Source organism: Shigella sp. FC1661 (genome assembly GCF_001712525.1).
GTDB classification, from domain to species: domain Bacteria; phylum Pseudomonadota; class Gammaproteobacteria; order Enterobacterales; family Enterobacteriaceae; genus Escherichia; species Escherichia coli.
In genome coordinates, this window is the sequence record NZ_MDGW01000088.1 from 1 (window position 1) to 20297 (window position 20297).

19 protein-coding genes and 2 pseudogenes are annotated in these 20297 nt (G+C 52.5%); 14 read left to right on the forward strand and 7 right to left on the reverse strand.

Annotated elements, in window-relative coordinates; genetic code table 11:
- On the reverse strand, positions 1-208 hold a 208-nt coding region (locus BFF42_RS06405), incomplete at its 3' end, for an IS1 family transposase (protein ID WP_000179203.1).
- Positions 209-409: 201 nt separating this feature from the next.
- Here BFF42_RS06405 and aqpZ point away from each other — a divergent pair.
- The 8 genes and pseudogenes from aqpZ to BFF42_RS06445 all read left to right on the forward strand — a co-directional run bounded on the left by aqpZ (position 410) and on the right by BFF42_RS06445 (position 10713).
- On the forward strand, positions 410-1105 hold the full coding sequence (gene aqpZ / locus BFF42_RS06410; RefSeq protein WP_004982384.1) for an aquaporin Z: 696 nt from the start codon (positions 410-412) through the stop codon (positions 1103-1105).
- 491 nt (positions 1106-1596) lie between these two features.
- Entirely contained in the window at positions 1597-2496 is a 900-nt protein-coding gene (lysO, locus tag BFF42_RS06415; protein WP_012421264.1) for an L-lysine exporter LysO, read from the forward strand.
- A gap of 143 nt (positions 2497-2639) precedes the next feature.
- A complete protein-coding gene (gene hcp, locus BFF42_RS06420; protein WP_000458822.1) occupies positions 2640-4292 on the forward strand; it encodes a hydroxylamine reductase in 1653 nt (550 codons plus the stop codon).
- A gap of 11 nt (positions 4293-4303) precedes the next feature.
- Entirely contained in the window at positions 4304-5272 is a 969-nt protein-coding gene (gene hcr / locus BFF42_RS06425; RefSeq protein ID WP_000178677.1) for an NADH oxidoreductase, read from the forward strand.
- Positions 5273-5404: 132 nt separating this feature from the next.
- Positions 5405-7123 (forward strand): ubiquinone-dependent pyruvate dehydrogenase, encoded by a 1719-nt coding sequence (poxB, locus tag BFF42_RS06430; RefSeq protein ID WP_000815362.1) that lies wholly within the window; start codon positions 5405-5407, stop codon positions 7121-7123.
- 36 nt (positions 7124-7159) lie between these two features.
- Positions 7160-8160, forward strand: a pseudogene (gene ltaE, locus BFF42_RS06435) (low-specificity L-threonine aldolase).
- A 10-nt stretch (positions 8161-8170) separates the two neighbouring features.
- A complete protein-coding gene (locus BFF42_RS06440) occupies positions 8171-9601 on the forward strand; it encodes an SDR family oxidoreductase (protein ID WP_001136554.1) in 1431 nt (476 codons plus the stop codon).
- Positions 9602-9699: 98 nt separating this feature from the next.
- Positions 9700-10713 carry an NAD-dependent epimerase/dehydratase family protein gene (locus BFF42_RS06445; RefSeq protein WP_005135189.1) on the forward strand — a complete coding sequence of 338 codons (1014 nt, stop codon included), beginning with the start codon at positions 9700-9702 and terminating at the stop codon, positions 10711-10713.
- Here BFF42_RS06445 and amiD read toward each other — a convergent pair.
- Positions 10710-11540, reverse strand: coding sequence for an N-acetylmuramoyl-L-alanine amidase AmiD (gene amiD, locus BFF42_RS06450; RefSeq protein ID WP_001255167.1), 831 nt, complete (start codon positions 11538-11540; stop codon positions 10710-10712). The genes BFF42_RS06445 and amiD overlap by 4 nt on opposite strands.
- Complete coding sequence (locus BFF42_RS06455) at positions 11537-11860, reverse strand: heavy metal-binding domain-containing protein (protein WP_001160737.1); 324 nt, start codon at positions 11858-11860, stop codon at positions 11537-11539. Before BFF42_RS06455 ends, amiD begins: the two co-directional genes overlap by 4 nt.
- Before the next feature lie 125 nt (positions 11861-11985).
- Here BFF42_RS06455 and BFF42_RS06460 point away from each other — a divergent pair, with 125 nt between their 5' ends.
- The 6 genes from BFF42_RS06460 (at position 11986) to artJ (ending at position 16608) form a co-directional block, all read left to right on the forward strand.
- Positions 11986-12501 (forward strand): lipoprotein, encoded by a 516-nt coding sequence (locus BFF42_RS06460; protein ID WP_001270744.1) that lies wholly within the window; start codon positions 11986-11988, stop codon positions 12499-12501.
- Between the two features lie 216 nt (positions 12502-12717).
- The gene (gene artP / locus BFF42_RS06465; RefSeq protein WP_000027205.1) at positions 12718-13446 is read left to right on the forward strand and encodes an arginine ABC transporter ATP-binding protein ArtP; all 729 of its coding nucleotides are present in this window, start codon (positions 12718-12720) and stop codon (positions 13444-13446) included.
- A gap of 17 nt (positions 13447-13463) precedes the next feature.
- Positions 13464-14195, forward strand: a complete 732-nt coding sequence (gene artI, locus BFF42_RS06470) for an arginine ABC transporter substrate-binding protein ArtI (RefSeq protein ID WP_000756569.1) — start codon at positions 13464-13466, stop codon at positions 14193-14195.
- A 6-nt stretch (positions 14196-14201) separates the two neighbouring features.
- A complete protein-coding gene (artQ, locus tag BFF42_RS06475) occupies positions 14202-14918 on the forward strand; it encodes an arginine ABC transporter permease ArtQ (RefSeq protein WP_001001705.1) in 717 nt (238 codons plus the stop codon).
- Complete coding sequence (artM, locus tag BFF42_RS06480) at positions 14918-15586, forward strand: arginine ABC transporter permease ArtM (protein ID WP_000464491.1); 669 nt, start codon at positions 14918-14920, stop codon at positions 15584-15586. The genes artQ and artM overlap by 1 nt, the downstream gene beginning before the upstream one ends.
- Positions 15587-15876: 290 nt before the next feature.
- Positions 15877-16608 (forward strand): arginine ABC transporter substrate-binding protein ArtJ, encoded by a 732-nt coding sequence (gene artJ / locus BFF42_RS06485; protein ID WP_012421270.1) that lies wholly within the window; start codon positions 15877-15879, stop codon positions 16606-16608.
- Positions 16609-16782: 174 nt separating this feature from the next.
- Here the strand turns inward: artJ and rlmC are convergent.
- The 4 genes and pseudogenes from rlmC to potH form a co-directional block, all read right to left on the reverse strand.
- Positions 16783-17909, reverse strand: a pseudogene (gene rlmC / locus BFF42_RS06490) (23S rRNA (uracil(747)-C(5))-methyltransferase RlmC).
- A 40-nt stretch (positions 17910-17949) separates the two neighbouring features.
- A complete protein-coding gene (locus BFF42_RS06495; RefSeq protein WP_000389260.1) occupies positions 17950-18438 on the reverse strand; it encodes a YbjO family protein in 489 nt (162 codons plus the stop codon).
- A 59-nt stretch (positions 18439-18497) separates the two neighbouring features.
- The gene (potI, locus tag BFF42_RS06500) at positions 18498-19343 is read right to left on the reverse strand and encodes a putrescine ABC transporter permease PotI (protein WP_001061657.1); all 846 of its coding nucleotides are present in this window, start codon (positions 19341-19343) and stop codon (positions 18498-18500) included.
- Positions 19340-20293, reverse strand: coding sequence for a putrescine ABC transporter permease PotH (potH, locus tag BFF42_RS06505; protein ID WP_001093857.1), 954 nt, complete (start codon positions 20291-20293; stop codon positions 19340-19342). Before potH ends, potI begins: the two co-directional genes overlap by 4 nt.
- Between the last annotated feature and the right edge of the window lie 4 nt (positions 20294-20297).

Genomic DNA, 20297 nt, shown 5'->3' on the forward strand with positions numbered 1-20297 from the left:
CAGTTGCCCGGCATCCAACGCCATTCATGGCCATATCAATAATTTTCTGGTGCGTACCGGGTTGAGAAGCGGTGTAAGTGAACTGCAGTTGCCATGTTTTACGGCAGTGAGAGCAGAGATAGCGCTGATGTCCGGCAGTGCTTTTGCCGTTACGCACCACCCCGTCAGTAGCTGAACAGGAGGGACAGCTGATAGAAACAGAAGCCACTGGAGCACCTCAAAAACACCATCATACACTAAATCAGTAAGTTGGCAGCATCACCAATCAAATTTACTGGATTTATTTATCTGGTGAATGACTCGCCTTCGTTTTTAAAATAGCCGCGCATTATTTCCGTCGTCATTTTTTTACGACGACCCTATAAAACGACCATATTTTTCACAGGGTCAATTTTTAATTGAGGTGGATATGTTCAGAAAATTAGCAGCTGAATGTTTTGGTACTTTCTGGCTTGTTTTTGGTGGCTGTGGTAGTGCTGTACTGGCCGCAGGCTTCCCGGAATTAGGCATTGGTTTTGCCGGCGTGGCGTTGGCGTTCGGTCTGACCGTTCTGACGATGGCCTTTGCTGTTGGTCATATTTCTGGTGGTCATTTTAACCCGGCGGTCACTATTGGTTTATGGGCTGGCGGACGTTTTCCGGCAAAAGAAGTCGTTGGCTACGTAATTGCCCAGGTTGTCGGCGGTATTGTTGCAGCGGCGCTGCTGTATTTAATTGCCAGTGGTAAAACGGGTTTTGACGCGGCAGCCAGCGGTTTTGCTTCTAACGGTTATGGCGAGCATTCACCAGGCGGTTATTCCATGCTTTCCGCGCTGGTAGTTGAACTGGTATTGAGTGCAGGTTTCCTGTTGGTGATCCACGGCGCAACCGCCAAATTCGCGCCAGCAGGTTTTGCGCCGATCGCTATTGGTCTGGCCTTAACCCTGATTCACTTAATTAGTATTCCGGTGACTAACACTTCTGTTAACCCGGCGCGCAGCACCGCGGTTGCTATCTTCCAGGGCGGCTGGGCATTAGAACAACTGTGGTTCTTCTGGGTGGTGCCAATTGTCGGCGGCATTATCGGTGGTCTGATTTACCGGACCCTGCTGGAAAAGCGTGATTAATTAACGCAGAAGGCCTGGCGTAATGTCAGGCCTTTTTTAAGATGTTGTTATATGTTGATTCATCATCTTGTTGCGCTCCTTTCATGAGCTAAGCCACATATTGCCACTGGCGCAAGGAGCGCGCAGGGGGCGGCCAATCGCCGCCGCCCCCTGCCCCCCGGGCTCTGGCGAACAAAATCGCCGCTGCGCGGTGCCCTCGACTTATCCCTTACGGCTACCGGGTCGGGCGCGAGGTAACATCCCTGTAAAACGCGCCCTCAGCCCACATCCATGTGGGCTGCCCCGGCCTTCAGGGAACGCCTCGGCGATTTTGACGCCACCAACATCGGTGCAGTTTGTAATTAAAGCGCAAGAATATCTTTAAATGAAAACGAATACTCTACTGCCCTTATGCATAACATTTCCTTTTAATTGCAACTTTACTCGTCCTTCCGCTTTCAGTAGTGTGTCATCGCGCATTTCGACTTCATCTTTGCAAGGACTGGGTTTTCATGTTTTCTGGGCTGTTAATCATTCTGGTTCCCCTGATTGTGGGTTACCTCATTCCGCTTCGCCAACAAGCTGCGTTAAAAGTTATTAATCAGCTATTAAGCTGGATGGTTTACCTTATTCTCTTTTTTATGGGTATCAGTCTGGCGTTTCTCGATAACCTCGCCAGTAACCTGTTGGCGATTCTGCATTATTCTGCCGTCAGTATTACCGTTATTTTACTGTGTAATATTGCCGCCCTGATGTGGCTGGAGCGAGGCCTGCCGTGGCGCAACCACCATCAGCAAGAAAAACTCCCGTCGCGTATTGCGATGGCGCTGGAGTCGCTAAAACTGTGCGGCGTAGTAGTGATTGGTTTTGCCATTGGTCTGAGTGGACTGGCTTTCTTACAACACGCGACCGAAGCCAGTGAATACACGTTAATTTTGCTACTTTTCCTCGTTGGTATTCAGTTGCGCAATAATGGCATGACCTTAAAGCAGATTGTCCTTAATCGCCGGGGAATGATTGTCGCCGTGGTGGTGGTTGTCAGTTCATTAATTGGTGGTTTAATTAACGCCTTTATTCTTGATCTCCCCATCAATACCGCGCTGGCAATGGCCTCCGGTTTCGGCTGGTATTCTCTTTCCGGTATTTTATTGACCGAATCTTTTGGTCCGGTAATCGGGAGCGCGGCGTTTTTTAATGATCTGGCCCGTGAACTGATTGCTATTATGTTGATCCCTGGGCTGATTCGCCGCAGCTGCTCTACTGCACTGGGCTTATGCGGTGCCACATCAATGGATTTCACCCTACCCGTTCTTCAACGTACTGGCGGGCTGGATATGGTCCCGGCGGCAATTGTTCACGGTTTTATTCTTAGCCTGTTAGTGCCGATCCTCATCGCCTTTTTCTCTGCGTAATACCTCTCTGGCGGTAGATCCCTGCCGCCAAAATTGCGCTAAATCAATCTCCCTTAAAGTTGCATGAAAAATCCCTTTTATCCCCGCGTTAAGCGTCTTAACCTTAAACATGTATATTAAATATAACTTTAAAAGGTGTGATCATGTTTTGTGTGCAATGTGAACAAACTATCCGTACTCCGGCAGGAAACGGCTGCTCATACGCGCAGGGGATGTGTGGTAAAACGGCGGAAACTTCTGACCTTCAGGATTTACTCATCGCGGCGCTGCAAGGGCTTTCTGCCTGGGCGGTAAAAGCGCGTGAATACGGCATCATCAACCACGATGTTGACAGCTTCGCGCCACGTGCCTTTTTCTCAACCCTGACCAACGTTAACTTCGATTCTCCGCGTATTGTCGGCTACGCTCGTGAAGCGATTGCCTTGCGCGAGGCGCTGAAAGCACAATGCCTGGCTGTAGATGCCAACGCGCGCGTCGATAACCCGATGGCTGACCTGCAACTGGTGAGCGATGATCTCGGCGAGCTGCAACGTCAGGCAGCAGAATTTACCCCTAACAAAGATAAAGCGGCGATTGGCGAAAACATTCTCGGCCTGCGTCTGCTGTGCCTGTATGGCCTGAAAGGTGCGGCGGCCTATATGGAACACGCGCATGTTCTCGGTCAATACGACAACGATATTTATGCCCAGTACCATAAAATCATGGCGTGGCTGGGGACCTGGCCTGCCGATATGAACGCGCTTCTTGAGTGTTCAATGGAAATCGGCCAGATGAACTTCAAAGTGATGAGCATTCTGGATGCAGGCGAAACCGGTAAATACGGTCACCCGACGCCAACCCAGGTCAACGTCAAAGCGACGGCGGGTAAATGCATTCTGATTTCCGGTCACGATCTCAAAGATCTCTACAACCTGCTGGAACAGACCGAAGGCACGGGCGTTAATGTCTACACCCACGGCGAAATGCTGCCTGCGCATGGCTACCCGGAGCTGCGTAAATTCAAGCATCTGGTCGGTAACTACGGCAGCGGCTGGCAGAATCAGCAAGTGGAGTTCGCTCGTTTCCCTGGCCCCATCGTGATGACCTCGAACTGCATCATCGACCCAACCGTAAGCGCTTATGACGATCGTATCTGGACCCGCAGCATTGTTGGCTGGCCTGGCGTGCGTCATCTGGACGGTGATGATTTCTCTGCGGTTATCACCCAAGCGCAACAGATGGCAGGCTTCCCGTACAGCGAAATTCCGCACCTTATCACCGTGGGTTTTGGTCGCCAGACGCTGCTTGGCGCTGCTGATACGCTGATTGATCTGGTGAGCCGTGAAAAACTGCGTCATATCTTCCTGCTTGGTGGCTGTGACGGCGCACGCGGCGAGCGCCACTACTTCACCGATTTCGCCACCATCGTGCCGGATGACTGCCTGATCCTGACCCTCGCCTGTGGTAAATATCGCTTTAACAAACTTGAGTTTGGCGATATCGAAGGTCTGCCCCGTCTGGTAGATGCAGGTCAATGTAACGATGCTTACTCAGCGATTATTCTGGCTGTCACTCTGGCAGAGAAACTGGGCTGTGGTGTGAACGATCTGCCGCTGTCGCTGGTGCTCTCCTGGTTTGAACAGAAAGCGATCGTCATTCTGCTGACGCTGCTTTCTCTGGGCGTGAAAAATATCGTCACCGGCCCGACTGCACCTGGTTTCCTGACACCAGACCTGCTGGCGGTGCTGAACGAGAAATTCGGCCTGCGTTCTATCACCACTGTTGAAGAAGACATGAAGCAACTGTTGAGCGCGTAAGGAGTTTGTCGATGACGATGCCAACGAATCAATGCCCGTGGCGGATGCAGGTTCATCACATTACGCAAGAAACGCCGGATGTGTGGACGATTTCCCTGATTTGCCACGATTACTACCCATATCGCGCCGGGCAATATGCACTGGTCAGCGTGCGAAACTCAGCGGAAACGCTGCGTGCTTACACCATTTCCTCCACGCCAGGCGTGAGTGAATATATCACCCTGACCGTGCGGCGGATTGATGACGGTGTCGGCTCCCAGTGGCTGACGCGCGATGTAAAACGCGGTGATTATCTCTGGCTTTCGGACGCGATGGGGGAATTTACCTGCGACGATAAAGCAGAAGATAAATTCCTGTTGCTGGCGGCAGGCTGCGGCGTCACGCCGATTATGTCGATGCGTCGCTGGCTTGCGAAGAACCGTCCACAGGCCGATGTGCGGGTGATCTACAACGTGCGTACGCCGCAGGATGTTATTTTCGCCGATGAGTGGCGTAACTATCCGGTAACGCTGGTGGCAGAAAATAACGTTACCGAAGGCTTTATCGCTGGTCGTCTCACTCGCGAACTGCTGGCAGGTGTACCTGACTTAGCTTCACGTACCGTGATGACCTGCGGCCCGGCTCCGTATATGGATTGGGTAGAGCAGGAAGTGAAAGCGCTCGGCGTGACGCGTTTCTTTAAAGAGAAATTCTTCACCCCAGTAGCAGAAGCGGCGACCAGCGGTCTGAAATTCACCAAACTGCAACCGGCACGAGAATTTTACGCCCCGGTTGGCACCACGCTACTGGAGGCGCTGGAAAGCAATAACGTTCCGGTTGTCGCTGCCTGCCGTGCGGGTGTTTGCGGCTGCTGTAAGACAAAAGTGGTTTCCGGTGAATATACGGTGAGCAGTACAATGACGCTGACCGACGCCGAAATCGCTGAAGGTTACGTACTGGCCTGCTCCTGCCATCCGCAGGGGGATTTGGTTCTCGCATAATCGCCTTATGCCCGATGATATTCCTTTCATCGGGCTATTTAACCGTTAGTGCCTCCTTTCTCTCCCATCCCTTCCCCCTCCGTCAGATGAACTAAACTTGTTACCGTTATCACATTCAGGAGATGGAGAACCATGAAACAAACGGTTGCAGCTTATATCGCCAAAACACTCGAATCGGCAGGGGTGAAACGCATCTGGGGAGTCACAGGCGACTCTCTGAATGGTCTTAGTGACAGTCTTAATCGCATGGGCACCATCGAGTGGATGTCCACCCGCCACGAAGAAGTGGCGGCCTTTGCCGCTGGCGCTGAAGCACAACTTAGCGGAGAACTGGCGGTCTGCGCCGGATCGTGCGGCCCCGGCAACCTGCACTTAATCAACGGCCTGTTTGATTGCCACCGCAATCACGTTCCGGTACTGGCGATTGCCGCTCATATTCCCTCCAGCGAAATTGGCAGCGGCTATTTCCAGGAAACCCACCCACAAGAGCTATTCCGCGAATGTAGTCACTATTGCGAGCTGGTTTCCAGCCCGGAGCAGATCCCACAAGTACTGGCGATTGCCATGCGCAAAGCGGTGCTTAACCGTGGCGTTTCGGTTGTCGTGTTACCAGGCGACGTGGCGTTAAAACCTGCGCCAGAAGGGGCAACCACGCACTGGTATCATGCGCCACAACCAGTCGTGACGCCGGAAGAAGAAGAGTTACGCAAACTGGCGCAACTGCTGCGTTATTCCAGCAATATCGCCCTGATGTGTGGCAGCGGCTGCGCGGGGGCGCATAAAGAGTTAGTTGAGTTTGCCGGGAAAATTAAAGCGCCTATTGTTCATGCCCTGCGCGGTAAAGAACATGTCGAATACGATAATCCGTATGATGTTGGAATGACCGGGTTAATCGGCTTCTCGTCAGGTTTCCATACCATGATGAACGCCGACACGTTAGTGCTACTCGGCACGCAATTTCCCTACCGCGCCTTCTACCCGACCGATGCCAAAATCATTCAGATTGATATCAACCCAGCCAGCATCGGCGCTCACAGCAAGGTGGATATGGCACTGGTCGGCGATATCAAGTCGACTCTGCGTGCATTGCTTCCATTGGTGGAAGAAAAAGCCGATCGCAAGTTTCTGGATAAAGCGCTGGAAGATTACCGCGACGCCCGCAAAGGGCTGGACGATTTAGCTAAACCGAGCGAGAAAGCCATTCACCCGCAATATCTGGCGCAGCAAATTAGTCATTTTGCCGCCGATGACGCTATTTTCACCTGTGACGTTGGTACGCCAACGGTGTGGGCGGCACGTTATCTAAAAATGAACGGCAAGCGTCGCCTGTTAGGTTCGTTTAACCACGGTTCGATGGCTAACGCCATGCCGCAGGCGCTGGGTGCGCAGGCGACAGAGCCAGAACGTCAGGTGGTCGCCATGTGCGGCGATGGCGGTTTTAGCATGTTGATGGGCGATTTCCTCTCAGTAGTGCAGATGAAACTGCCAGTGAAAATTGTCGTCTTTAACAACAGCGTGCTGGGCTTTGTGGCGATGGAGATGAAAGCTGGTGGCTATTTGACTGACGGCACCGAACTACACGACACAAACTTTGCCCGCATTGCCGAAGCGTGCGGCATTACGGGTATCCGTGTAGAAAAAGCGTCTGAAGTTGATGAAGCCCTGCAACGCGCCTTCTCCATCGACGGTCCGGTGCTGGTGGATGTGGTGGTCGCCAAAGAAGAGTTAGCCATTCCACCGCAGATCAAACTCGAACAGGCCAAAGGATTTAGCTTGTATATGTTGCGCGCAATCATCAGCGGACGCGGCGATGAAGTGATCGAACTGGCGAAAACGAACTGGCTAAGGTAAAAAGGGTGGCATTTCCCGTCATAATAAGGACATGCCATGATTGATTTACGCAGTGATACCGTTACCCGACCGAGCCGCGCCATGCTCGAAGCGATGATGGCCGCCCCGGTTGGGGACGACGTTTACGGAGACGACCCTACCGTTAATGCTCTGCAGGACTATGCAGCAGAGCTTTCCGGTAAAGAAGCCGCCATTTTTCTGCCTACCGGCACTCAGGCCAACCTGGTCGCTCTGCTCAGTCACTGCGAACGTGGCGAAGAGTATATTGTCGGTCAGGCCGCGCATAACTATCTGTTTGAAGCCGGTGGCGCAGCGGTGCTGGGCAGTATTCAGCCGCACCCCATCGACGCGGCTGCCGACGGCACGCTACCGCTGGATAAAGTGGCGATGAAAATCAAACCCGACGATATCCATTTCGCCCGCACCAAATTACTCAGTCTGGAAAACACCCACAACGGCAAAGTGCTGCCGCGTGAATACCTGAAAGAAGCATGGGAATTTACCCGCGAGCGCAATCTGGCGCTGCATGTTGACGGTGCGCGCATCTTTAATGCCGTGGTGGCTTACGGCTGCGAACTGAAAGAGATCACGCAATATTGTGATTCGTTCACCATTTGCCTGTCGAAAGGTCTTGGGACGCCAGTCGGTTCATTACTCGTCGGTAATCGTGATTACATTAAACGTGCCATCCGCTGGCGGAAAATGGCCGGTGGCGGGATGCGTCAGTCCGGGATTCTGGCTGCCGCCGGGATGTATGCCCTGAAAAATAACGTCGCACGGTTGCAGGAAGATCACGACAACGCGCCTGGATGGCGGAGCAACTGCGTGAAGCAGGCGCGGATGTGATGCGTCAGGACACTAATATGCTGTTTGTTCGCGTCGGGGAAGAAAATGCTGCCGCGTTAGGCGAATACATGAAAGTGAGAAACGTGCTGATTAACGCCTCGCCGATTGTCCGCCTGGTGACGCATCTTGACGTCTCGCGCGAACAACTGGCGGAAGTCGCCGCCCACTGGCGCGCATTCCTGGCGCGTTAAGGAGAGAGACGTGCCGCAACGCATTTTAGTTCTCGGTGCCAGTGGCTACATTGGTCAGCATCTGGTGCGCACACTCAGCCAGCAAGGGCATCAGATCCTGGCGGCGGCACGTCATGTCGACAGGCTTGCAAAGCTGCAACTGGCAAACGTCAGTTGCCATAAAGTCGATCTCAGCTGGCCGGATAACCTTCCGGCCCTGTTGCAGGATATCGATACCGTCTATTTTCTGGTGCACAGCATGGGCGAAGGCGGCGATTTTATCGCTCAGGAGCGCCAGGTGGCTCTCAACGTCCGCGATGCGCTACGTGAAGTACCAGTTAAGCAATTAATCTTTCTCAGTTCGTTGCAGGCCCCGCCACATGAGCAGTCGGATCATCTGCGTGCTCGTCAGGCTACGGCGGACATTCTTCGTGAAGCGAATGTACCTGTGACCGAACTTCGGGCCGGAATTATCGTTGGCGCAGGTTCAGCGGCGTTCGAAGTCATGCGCGATATGGTCTACAACCTGCCAGTGTTAACGCCGCCACGCTGGGTACGTTCACGCACCACGCCCATCGCGCTGGAAAACTTGCTGCACTATCTGGTGGCGTTGTTAGATCATCCGGCCAGCGAACACCGCATCTTCGAAGCCGCCGGACCAGAGGTGCTCAGTTATCAGCAACAGTTTGAACATTTTATGGCGGTGAGCGGTAAGCGCCGCTGGTTGATCCCCATCCCCCTCCCCACCCGCTGGATTTCGGTGTGGTTTCTCAATGTGATTACTTCCGTACCGCCCACCACCGCCAGGGCGTTGATTCAGGGGCTGAAACACGATCTGCTGGCGGATGATACCGCGCTACGTGCACTCATCCCACAACGGCTGATCGCTTTCGATGACGCGGTACGTAGCACGTTGAAAGAGGAGGAAAAACTGGTCAACTCCAGCGACTGGGGCTACGACGCTCAGGCCTTTGCCCGCTGGCGACCGGAGTACGGTTATTTTGCCAAACAGGCGGGGTTTACCGTTAAAACGTCCGCCAGCCTTGCTGCTTTATGGCAGGTAGTGAACCAAATCGGCGGTAAAGAGCGTTATTTCTTTGGCAATATTTTGTGGCAGACACGGGCGTTGATGGACCGCGCGATCGGTCATAAGCTGGCGAAAGGCCGCCCGGAGCGCGAATATTTACAGACTGGCGATGCGGTAGATAGCTGGAAAGTGATTGTCGTTGAACCGGAAAAACAACTTACGTTGTTATTTGGCATGAAAGCGCCGGGGCTGGGACGACTGTGTTTTAGCCTGGAAGATAAAGGCGACTATCGTACTATCGATGTCCGCGCTTTCTGGCATCCGCACGGTATGCCGGGGCTGTTTTACTGGTTATTGATGATCCCCGCGCATCTGTTTATTTTTCGCGGAATGGCAAAACAAATCGCCAGACTGGCAGAACAAAGCACAGATTAATCGACAAAACCTGCGTTATTCTTTCATGTTTCCCATTGCATCATGGGGGAAATCACGGAAGAATGCGCACGTTATTTTCTCAACAACAGTGGATTGATATGAAGGTACTGGTTACCGGCGCCACCAGCGGCTTAGGTCGAAACGCGGTAGAGTTTTTATGCCAGAAAGGCATCAGCGTGCGAGCGACCGGTCGCAACGAGGCAATGGGCAAATTGCTGGAAAAAATGGGCGCAGAGTTTGTTCCGGCGGATCTGACCGAGCTGGTTTCATCACAAGCTAAAGTGATGCTCGCGGGCATTGATACGCTGTGGCACTGCTCCAGCTTTACCTCACCCTGGGGGACACAACAGGCTTTCGATCTGGCTAACGTTCGCGCCACTCGCCGCCTGGGTGAATGGGCTGTCGCCTGGGGTGTGCGTAACTTTATTCATATCTCTTCCCCCTCCCTGTACTTCGATTATCACCACCATCGCGATATTAAAGAAGATTTTCGCCCTCACCGCTTCGCCAACGAGTTTGCCCGCAGCAAAGCAGCCAGCGAAGAAGTGATCAATATGTTTTCGCAGGCGAATCCACAAACGCGCTTTACTATTCTGCGCCCACAAAGTCTGTTCGGACCGCACGATAAAGTCTTTATTCCCCGTCTGGCGCATATGATGCACCACTACGGCAGTATTCTGTTACCGCATGGCGGCAGTGCGCTGGTCGATATGACCTACTATGAAAATGCCGTGCACGCAATGTGGCTGGCAAGCCAGGAAGCCTGCGATAAGCTACCTTCCGGGCGTGTGTACAACATCACCAACGGCGAGCATCGCACACTGTGCAGCATCGTGCAGAAGCTGATCGACGAGTTGAATATTGACTGTCGTATTCGTTCCGTCCCCTACCCGATGCTGGATATGATCGCCCGCAGCATGGAGCGTTTAGGCCGCAAGTCAGCAAAAGAGCCGCCGCTGACCCACTACGGCGTCTCCAAGTTGAATTTTGACTTTACGCTGGATATTACGCGTGCGCAGGAAGAGTTAGGTTATCAGCCGGTCATCACCCTGGATGAAGGTATCGAGAAAACTGCCGCCTGGCTACGCGACCACGGAAAACTGCCGCGCTAATCCTGCCCGTATTTCTCCAGCAATGCTTCGGCAATCGCCTGAGTTTCTGCATCCGCTTCGCCGTTATATAACGTCGGGCGGAAATGCATCTGGAATGCCATAATCACGCGCCGCTGCTCGCGCGGTGTCATATCAGGTTTAACGTCATAACCGTAGCGCGCCAAAAGCTCCAGCAATGACGCGGTATCTACCGGTGTGTGCGGCGCGCGCCCGGCAAGGTAAAAGTTAACCCGCTGCGCATCCGGCCAGGCACCAATCCCCTGCTGCGCCAGTTGCTGCCAGGGAAATAATGGCCCCGGATCGTCTTTGCGCTGCGGTGCGATATCCGCATGTGCCACTACGTTTTCCGGCTTGATGTGATAACGGGCAATAATATCTTTCGCCAGTGGAATAAGCGCCTGAATCTGTGCCGGTTCAAACGGGGCAAAATATTTCACTCCGGCCGATTTTTGCCAGCCACGGTTTTCCAGCTCAATGCCAATAGAGGTGTCGTTAAGGCGCGTTGCCCCGCGCCAGGCGCTAATCCCCGCATGCCAGGCCAGTTCTTGTTCCGGCACCAGTTGCCAGATGCGCGGTTTACCGTTGTATCGCGGTGGTACCGCAGGGACCAGATAATGCGAGCTGACCTGCTTATCGGTCAGTGTCGCCAGCGAGCTATCAAAATCATCTGCGGTGTAGTGGATCACCAGCACTTTAATGCGCGGATACGCCGCCTGCGCCTGGCGTCGGGTATCAAGCTGATATCCCTCTTTCTCGACAATGCCTTTTTCGCCTGCACACCCTGCCAATAACAGAGCGGCAGCGACCAGCCAGAAGACTCTTCTCATCGACGCGTTTTCACCGCCGTACCGCTGACGCTAACCATCAGCATACTGCCGTTTTGCCCGACCGTTTCGTAGTCGATATCAATACCGACGACGGCATCGGCCCCCAGCGCCCGCGCCTGGGAGCCTAATTCCTCAAAGGCGATCTCCCGTGCTTTACGCAGTTCTTTTTCATACGCACCGGAACGTCCGCCAACGATATCGCGGATACCGGCAAAGAAATCACGGAAAATATTGGCACCTAAAATCGCTTCGCCGGTCACCACACCGCAATATTCAACGATGGTCTGGCCTTCCAGAGTTGGGGTTGTAGAAAATTGCATGATCGATCTCCTTGTTTGCTAAGCCTTCGATCTCAAAAGCATTATCAGACTGATACGCTATTATTGAAAGGATATCATTATTATCGTAGAACGCTTTCAGAGCGATCGCTTATAAGGAAATCATTATGCGCTACAGCAAATTGACAATGCTTATCCCCTGCGCACTGCTCCTCAGTGCCTGCACCACAGTCACTCCAGCTTATAAAGATAACGGCACACGCAGTGGTCCTTGCGTTGAAGGAGGCCCGGGTAACGTGGCCCAGCAATTTTATGACTACCGCATTTTGCACCGCAGCAACGACATCACCGCCTTGCGCCCTTATCTGAGCGACAAACTGGCGACACTGCTTAGCGATGCCTCCCGGGATAATAACCATCGGGAACTACTGACCAACGATCCATTCTCCAGTCGCACAACCTTGCCAGAGAGCGCCCGTGTTGCCAGTGCCTCAACAATCCCGAATCGTGATGCGCGAAATATTCCTCTGCGTGTGGATCTAAAACAGGGTGATCAGAGCTGGCAGGATGAAGTGTTAATGATTCAGGAAGGCCAGTGTTGGGTGATCGACGATGTACGCTACTTAGGCGGCAGCGTTCATGCCACGGCGGGTACGCTCCGTCAGTCCATCGAGAATCGCTAACACCTTGATCAACCAATAAACCCCGTAAATTGTCCGGCATTTCGTGAGGAATGCGACATTTATGCTCGCCGACCACCGCCCCCGTTATTTTGTGCTATGTTTATTGAATAATGCGCTTTGCTTTTAACTTTTAAAGCAGAAATATTGCATAATTATTCTGTCAAAGGTACTATCTTCGACCTCAATAGCTATCAGACTGCCAGTATACGAGTGTCAATGAGTATTCAATTAAACGGCATTAATTGCTTCTACGGCGCGCATCAGGCGCTGTTCGATATCACGCTGGATTGCCCACAGGGCGAAACGCTGGTGTTACTTGGCCCCAGCGGCGCGGGTAAAAGCTCGCTGCTGCGTGTACTCAATCTGCTTGAGATGCCGCGCTCCGGTACGCTCAACATTGCAGGCAACCATTTCGATTTCACCAAAACACCCTCTGACAAAGCGATTCGCGATTTGCGTCGTAACGTTGGCATGGTGTTTCAGCAATACAACCTGTGGCCGCATCTGACCGTGCAGCAAAACCTGATTGAAGCGCCCTGCCGTGTACTGGGGTTGAGTAAAGATCAGGCGCTGGCCCGTGCAGAAAAACTGCTGGAACGTCTGCGTCTCAAACCTTATAGCGATCGTTACCCGCTGCATCTTTCTGGTGGTCAGCAGCAGCGTGTTGCTATTGCCCGTGCGTTGATGATGGAACCGCAGGTACTGCTGTTCGATGAACCGACCGCCGCACTGGACCCGGAAATTACGGCACAAATCGTCAGCATCATTCGTGAGCTGGCAGAAACGAATATTACCCAGGTGATCGTCACCCACGAAGTTGAAGTGGCGCGTAAAACCGCCAGCCGAGTGGTGTATATGGAAAATGGTCATATCGTAGAACAAGGCGACGCGAGCTGCTTTACCGAGCCGCAAACCGAAGCATTTAAAAACTATCTCTCTCACTAAGATTCGGGATAACAACAATGAAAAAAGTTCTGATTGCCGCGTTAATTGCAGGTTTTAGTCTTTCCGCCACAGCTGCCGAAACCATTCGTTTTGCTACCGAAGCATCCTATCCTCCGTTTGAATCGATTGATGCAAACAACCAGATCGTTGGTTTTGACGTCGACCTGGCACAAGCGCTGTGTAAAGAGATTGATGCAACCTGCACTTTCTCTAACCAGGCGTTTGACAGCCTGATCCCAAGCCTGAAATTCCGTCGCGTAGAAGCCGTGATGGCGGGCATGGATATCACTCCGGAGCGTGAAAAGCAGGTGCTGTTTACCACCCCGTACTATGACAACTCTGCCCTGTTTGTGGGTCAGCAAGGCAAATACACCAGTGTTGATCAGCTGAAAGGCAAAAAAGTCGGCGTACAGAACGGGACGACACACCAGAAATTCATTATGGATAAGCACCCGGAAATCACTACCGTTCCGTATGACAGCTACCAGAACGCAAAACTGGATCTGCAAAACGGGCGTATCGACGGCGTCTTCGGTGACACCGCAGTGGTCACTGAGTGGCTGAAAGATAACCCGAAACTGGCGGCGGTGGGCGACAAAGTGACCGATAAAGATTACTTCGGCACTGGCCTCGGCATCGCGGTACGTCAGGGCAACACTGAGCTGCAGCAGAAACTCAACACTGCGCTGGAAAAAGTGAAGAAAGATGGCACTTACGAAACCATCTACAACAAATGGTTCCAGAAGTAATTCCTGATGAATGAATTTTTTCCTTTAGCAAGCGCCGCCGGGATGACCGTCGGCCTTGCCGTTTGTGCATTGATTGTCGGGCTGGCGCTGGCGATGTTCTTTGCGGTATGGGAGTCGGAAAAATGGCGTCCTGTCGCGTGGGCAGGTTCAGCGCTGGTAACCATTCTGCGTGGCCTGCCAGAAATTCTGGTGGTGCTGTTTATCTATTTTGGCTCCTCGCAGCTGCTGCTGACGCTTTCGGATGGCTTCACTATCAATCTTGGGTTCGTGCAGATCCCAGTGCAGATGGACATTGAGAACTTCGACGTTAGCCCGTTCCTTTGTGGTGTCATCGCTCTGTCACTGCTGTATGCCGCCTATGCCTCGCAAACGCTTCGGGGCGCGTTGAAAGCGGTGCCGGTGGGTCAGTGGGAGTCTGGTCAGGCGCTGGGGCTGTCGAAATCGGCTATCTTTTTCCGTCTGGTGATGCCGCAGATGTGGCGTCATGCGCTGCCTGGCCTCGGTAACCAGTGGCTGGTGCTGCTGAAAGATACCGCGCTGGTCAGTTTGATTAGTGTGAATGATTTAATGCTGCAAACAAAAAGCATCGCTACTCGTACCCAGGAACCATTTACCTGGTACATTGTGGCGGCGGCGATTTACCTGGTGATCACCCTGCTCAGTCAGTACATTCTCAAACGCATTGACCTGCGCGCGACACGTTTTGAGCGGAGGCCCAGCTAATGTTTGAGTATTTACCCGAACTGATGAAAGGGCTACACACCAGCCTGACGCTAACCGTTGCCTCGCTGATTGTGGCACTGATTCTGGCATTGATTTTTACCATCATCCTGACGCTGAAAACGCCGGTGCTGGTGTGGCTGGTGCGGGGTTATATCACGCTGTTTACCGGTACGCCGCTGCTGGTGCAGATCTTCCTGATTTATTACGGGCCGGGCCAGTTTCCGACTTTGCAGGAGTATCCGGCACTGTGGCATTTGTTGTCAGAACCGTGGTTATGTGCGCTGATTGCGTTATCGCTGAACAGTGCGGCGTATACCACGCAGCTGTTTTACGGTGCAATTCGTGCGATCCCAGAAGGTCAGTGGCAGTCCTGTAGCGCCCTGGGAATGAGCAAAAAAGATACGCTGGCGATCCTGCTGCCGTATGCCTTTAAACGCTCGCTCTCTTCTTATTCCAACGAAGTGGTGCTGGTGTTCAAAAGTACCTCTCTGGCTTACACCATTACGCTGATGGAAGTGATGGGATACAGCCAGTTGTTGTACGGACGCACCTACGATGTAATGGTGTTCGGTGCGGCAGGGATTATTTACCTGGTCGTCAACGGCCTGCTGACGCTGATGATGCGTCTGATCGAGCGCAAAGCACTGGCATTCGAACGGCGGAATTAATGTAGCTGCGTACATTCGCCGGGGGGTTTGTAGGTCTGATAAGACGCGCCAGCGTCGCATCAGACATCAGCACGGTGCCTGTGCCGGATGCGGCGTGGACGCCTTATCCGGCCTACATAGTGCATAAATTCTTATAATGAAGACGGACAACTCACTAAGTTATCCGTCTTTTTTTATTTCATTTAAATTATTTAATCATATTTATTGCATATAAATTCACTTGATGGCATTGTTATCCCATGCCGCAGACACGGCCAAAAATCATAAGATTGACAGACGGGAGTTCCATCATGAAAAAGTTAGTTCTTGCCGCTTTACTTGCTTCCTTTACTTTCGGTGCTTCTGCCGCAGAGAAAATCAATTTTGGCGTTTCAGCCACCTATCCACCCTTTGAATCTATAGGTGCTAATAATGAGATTGTCGGCTTTGATATCGATCTGGCAAAAGCCTTGTGCAAACAAATGCAGGCAGAATGTACTTTTACTAATCACGCGTTCGACAGCCTGATCCCGTCACTGAAATTCAGAAAATATGACGCCGTAATCTCCGGTATGGATATCACGCCCGAGCGTAGCAAGCAGGTATCGTTTACCACGCCCTACTATGAAAACTCAGCCGTCGTGATTGCCAAAAAAGATACCTACAAAGCGTTTGCCGATCTGAAAGGCAAACGTATTGGGATGGAAAACGGCACCACGCACCAGAAATATATTCAGGATCAGCACCCCGAAGTGAAAACTGTCTCCTATGACAGTTATCAGAATGCCTTTATCGATCTGAAAAATGGTCGTATTGATGGGGTATTTGGTGACACAGCGGTGGTAAACGAATGGCTGAAAACCAATCCGCAACTGGGCGTTGCTACTGAAAAAGTGACCGATCCGCAATACTTCGGCACCGGTCTGGGCATCGCTGTACGTCCGGATAACAAAGCTCTGCTGGAAAAACTGAATAACGCGCTGGCAGCAATTAAAGCTGACGGTACATATCAGAAAATCAATGACCAGTGGTTCCCGCAGTAATTGAGACTGATGACAAAAGTAAGATTGCCTGATGCGCTGCGCTTATCTGGCCCACATCAACTCTGCAATGTATTGATTTAGCATGATTTTGTAGGCCGGATAAGGCGTACACGCCGCATCCGGCATGAACAAAGCGCACCTGATCAGCAATCTGAAGCCGCACCTGCGGCTTTTTTATTGCTTCACCAGCAGCGTCAGCACTTCATAGTGCGCGGTGTGCGGGAACATATCAAAAAGCTGTACCCGTTCGATGCGAAACCCAGGCAGTTCGCGGATATCTTTCGCCATAGTTTGGGCGTTACAGCTGGAGTAGATGATAAAACGCGGTGCCATCGTTGAGAGATAATCACACAGCGGTTTACCAATGCCGCGGCGCGGCGGGTTAACCAGCACCAGCTCCTGCATCTCCCCCTGAGCAGTGGCAAACTGAGTGGAGTCCAGCGCCTGAAATTGTAAACGAGTTAAGCCCAGTTCAGCGGCTGACTGCTTTGCACAGGCAATGGCCTCTGGCGCAATTTCGATCCCGGTTAACTGCATGTCAGGCGTCGCGCAGTGTAAACCAAAGCCCCCCACACCGCAGAACAGATCCCACATATGTTTAACTGGCAGCTGCGTACCCAGTCGCGCGCGGTAGCGTACAGCTGGCTGGCGACCGCCGGATTAGTCTGGAAGAAACTTTGCGGACGGATCCACAGCGGTACGTCATTAAAACGCTCTGCCAGCGCCTGTTGTTCAGTCAGGTAGATCTCCGTCTCCCCTTCCATAATCGCCATATGTACCGGCTGAATATTGACGGTAATAACTTTCAGTTGCGGTAGTTGTTCCTGTAACCACGGCAGCGCCTTACGCAGTTGTGCCAGTTTGGTTTCAGAACGCAGTACAAAGCGCAGCATCATGCCGCCATCGCTCTGGCTTTCAGTCAGCAGAATGTATTTCAGTTCGCCACGCTTACGCGCCACGTTGTAGGGCGTTAACCCCGCACAGGCGATAAACGGTTTTAGCGCCGCAAAAACGGGCGCAAAAGAGGCAGGATAAAGCGGGCAGTCACAAAGGTCTTCCGGCGTGCCATCGCGATGCAGCATACCGAGCAGTGGTTTTTCAACGCTACCACTCACCACCATTTTGGCTTTATTACGAAACCCTTGTTCCGGGCCTGACACCGGCGCGCACCATTCCTCAACCGGAAAATCGGCGAGCAGATTTTTAAGATCGGCGGTTTTAGCGGAGAGTTGCTCTGGAATCAGCTGCGTTATCCACTGACAGGAACGACAGCGACCCGCGTCGTAAAGTGCGCACTGCATACATTGACCTTCACATCATCAGGGGCGACGATTATACACATTATTGCAACTGGAAGAACCGCCGACTGGTCGAGGGAACGAACAGCAGCATCAGGATGAGCATATCCGGCAGCTTCTGCAGCATCAGGCTATGGAAGATTTCACGTTTTGATTCACCGGGAATGCTGAACAGCTCCGGATAACCATACCCCAGCGAAGCCGCCCACAAGTAACTTGCGGCGGTGATTTGTGTCAGCAGATATAGCCAGCGCGCCCAGCGACGCCCTTTCACCAGTGAAAACGCACACCAGATCTCGATAAAAACCAGCACCAGACTGCTTAAAAATACCAGCGTTAAGCTCCAGGTTTGTACGCTGCGATGAATGAACTCGCCAATACCGCGCACGCCCAGCGTATTGAAAATCATCAGCACGTCGAGGCCACGGATCATAATAATGGCGAGCGCCGCTACCTGCACCAGCGCAGGCACATTCAGGCGAGCATGAGATGAAGATGTTTTCTTAAAAAATCCCAACGTTTCGTCTTCCATGAAAACAATGCCGCGGCATGCGCGGCATTATGTAGCCAGGTTGGCAAATTTTAGTGTCTTCAGCCATGTCTTGCACGCTGGATATCGCGTATCCGCTGTTTTTCTGCGCGAGCCATCAGATACCAGGCGATAAATCCGACAATTCCGACCGCACCGAGAATTAACGTTGCAAGGGCGTTGATTTCCGGATTCACCCCCATCCGCACGCTGGAAAAGACCAGCATCGGTAACGTGGTGGCTCCCGGCCCGGAAACAAAGCTGGCGATCACCAGATCATCAAGCGACAAAGTAAAAGCCAGTAACCAGCCAGAAATGATCGCAGGCATGATCATCGGTAGCGTAATGACGAAAAACACTTTCAGCGGCGTCGCACCGAGATCCATCGCTGCTTCTTCTATCGAGCGATCCAGTTCCCGCAGACGCGACGAAATAACGACCGCCACATAAGCCGTACAGAAAGTGACATGCGCCAGCCAGATGGTAAGCATACCGCGGTCCGCAGGCCAGCCAATGGCATGAGCAAGCGCGACGAATAATAACAACAGCGACAAGCCCGTGATGACATCTGGCATTACCAGCGGCGCGGTGATCATAAAGGCAAAGCCATTTGATCCGCGAAACCTGCCAAAGCGCACCAGCACCACCGCCGCAATAGTCCCGAGGATCGCCGCCGCCGTTGCCGCACAGGCAGCAATTGTCAGGCTTAAACCAACCGCACTCATCATCGCGTCATCGCGCAATAACTCACCATACCAGCGCGTTGACCAGCCGGCCCACACCGTCACCAGCTTCGAGCTGTTAAACGAATAGATAACCAGCATCAGCATTGGCGCGTAGAGAAAGGTAAAGCCCAGCAGCAAAATCACAATCCGCCAGGGCGAACGAACTACCGGTAAATTATTCATCCGTGTTCTCCCACGCTTTTTTGCTGGTGTTTGTGGAACCACATTATCGGCACAATTAGCAGCAGCAACATGATGATCGCTACCGCCGCGGCCACCGGCCAGTCGCGGTTATTGAAAAACTCTTGCCATAGCACGCGCCCGATCATGATGCTGTCCGGGCCACCGAGCAGTTCCGGGATCACAAACTCGCCCACAGCCGGGATAAACACCAGCATCGATCCGGCAATAATCCCACCTTTAGTCAGCGGCACGATCACAGTAAAGAACGTTTTCAGCGGTCGTGCACCGAGATCCAGCGCTGCTTCCACTAGCGAATAATCAATACGAATCAACGCGGTATAAATCGGCAGCACCATAAACGGCACGTAGGCGTAAACAATGCCAATATAAACTGCCAGATTGGTATGAAGAATGGTCAGCGGTTGATCGATAACCCCCAGCCACAGCAGAAAATTATTCAGTACACCGTTGTTTTTTAATATTCCCATCCAGGCATAAACGCGGATCAGAAACGAGGTCCACGACGGCAGGATCACCAGTAGTAATAAAATATTACGGGTCGAAGGCTTACTGTGCGCCACCGCCCACGCCAGCGGATAGCCGATCAGTAAACAGCAAAATGTCGAAATCGCAGCCACCTGTAGCGACTGGAGATAAGCATCGAAATATAGCGGATCGTCGGTCAGTTGCAGAAAATTACCGAGATTAAGAGTGATGGACAGTTGCCCGTCAGCCCACTCCATCAGTTCGGTATAAGGTGGAATAGCGCGCGCCATCTCCGCCAGGCTTATTTTAAAGACAATCAGAAATGGCAGCAGAAACAGCAAGATCAACCAGATATATGGCAACGCAATGACCAGTTTGCGCCCATGCTTCATTTGCAGCTGCGACAACCACAGCTTAAATCCGCCCGGCGGTTTCGACTGGGCAGCAGGTTCAAGTGTATTCATCTTT

What these genes read in the sequence shown, in the direction of transcription:
- aqpZ (WP_004982384.1), top strand. Translation starts at nt 410, where the DNA reads ATGTTCAGAAAATTAGCAGCTGAATGTTTTGGTACTTTCTGGCTTGTT.
- lysO (WP_012421264.1), top strand. Translation starts at nt 1,597, where the DNA reads ATGTTTTCTGGGCTGTTAATCATTCTGGTTCCCCTGATTGTGGGTTAC.
- hcp (WP_000458822.1), top strand. Translation starts at nt 2,640, where the DNA reads ATGTTTTGTGTGCAATGTGAACAAACTATCCGTACTCCGGCAGGAAAC.
- hcr (WP_000178677.1), top strand. Translation starts at nt 4,304, where the DNA reads ATGACGATGCCAACGAATCAATGCCCGTGGCGGATGCAGGTTCATCAC.
- poxB (WP_000815362.1), top strand. Translation starts at nt 5,405, where the DNA reads ATGAAACAAACGGTTGCAGCTTATATCGCCAAAACACTCGAATCGGCA.
- BFF42_RS06445 (WP_005135189.1), top strand. Translation starts at nt 9,700, where the DNA reads ATGAAGGTACTGGTTACCGGCGCCACCAGCGGCTTAGGTCGAAACGCG.
- amiD (WP_001255167.1), bottom strand. Translation starts at nt 11,540, where the DNA reads ATGAGAAGAGTCTTCTGGCTGGTCGCTGCCGCTCTGTTATTGGCAGGG.
- BFF42_RS06455 (WP_001160737.1), bottom strand. Translation starts at nt 11,860, where the DNA reads ATGCAATTTTCTACAACCCCAACTCTGGAAGGCCAGACCATCGTTGAA.
- BFF42_RS06460 (WP_001270744.1), top strand. Translation starts at nt 11,986, where the DNA reads ATGCGCTACAGCAAATTGACAATGCTTATCCCCTGCGCACTGCTCCTC.
- artP (WP_000027205.1), top strand. Translation starts at nt 12,718, where the DNA reads ATGAGTATTCAATTAAACGGCATTAATTGCTTCTACGGCGCGCATCAG.
- artI (WP_000756569.1), top strand. Translation starts at nt 13,464, where the DNA reads ATGAAAAAAGTTCTGATTGCCGCGTTAATTGCAGGTTTTAGTCTTTCC.
- artQ (WP_001001705.1), top strand. Translation starts at nt 14,202, where the DNA reads ATGAATGAATTTTTTCCTTTAGCAAGCGCCGCCGGGATGACCGTCGGC.
- artM (WP_000464491.1), top strand. Translation starts at nt 14,918, where the DNA reads ATGTTTGAGTATTTACCCGAACTGATGAAAGGGCTACACACCAGCCTG.
- artJ (WP_012421270.1), top strand. Translation starts at nt 15,877, where the DNA reads ATGAAAAAGTTAGTTCTTGCCGCTTTACTTGCTTCCTTTACTTTCGGT.
- BFF42_RS06495 (WP_000389260.1), bottom strand. Translation starts at nt 18,438, where the DNA reads ATGGAAGACGAAACGTTGGGATTTTTTAAGAAAACATCTTCATCTCAT.
- potI (WP_001061657.1), bottom strand. Translation starts at nt 19,343, where the DNA reads ATGAATAATTTACCGGTAGTTCGTTCGCCCTGGCGGATTGTGATTTTG.
- potH (WP_001093857.1), bottom strand. Translation starts at nt 20,293, where the DNA reads ATGAATACACTTGAACCTGCTGCCCAGTCGAAACCGCCGGGCGGATTT.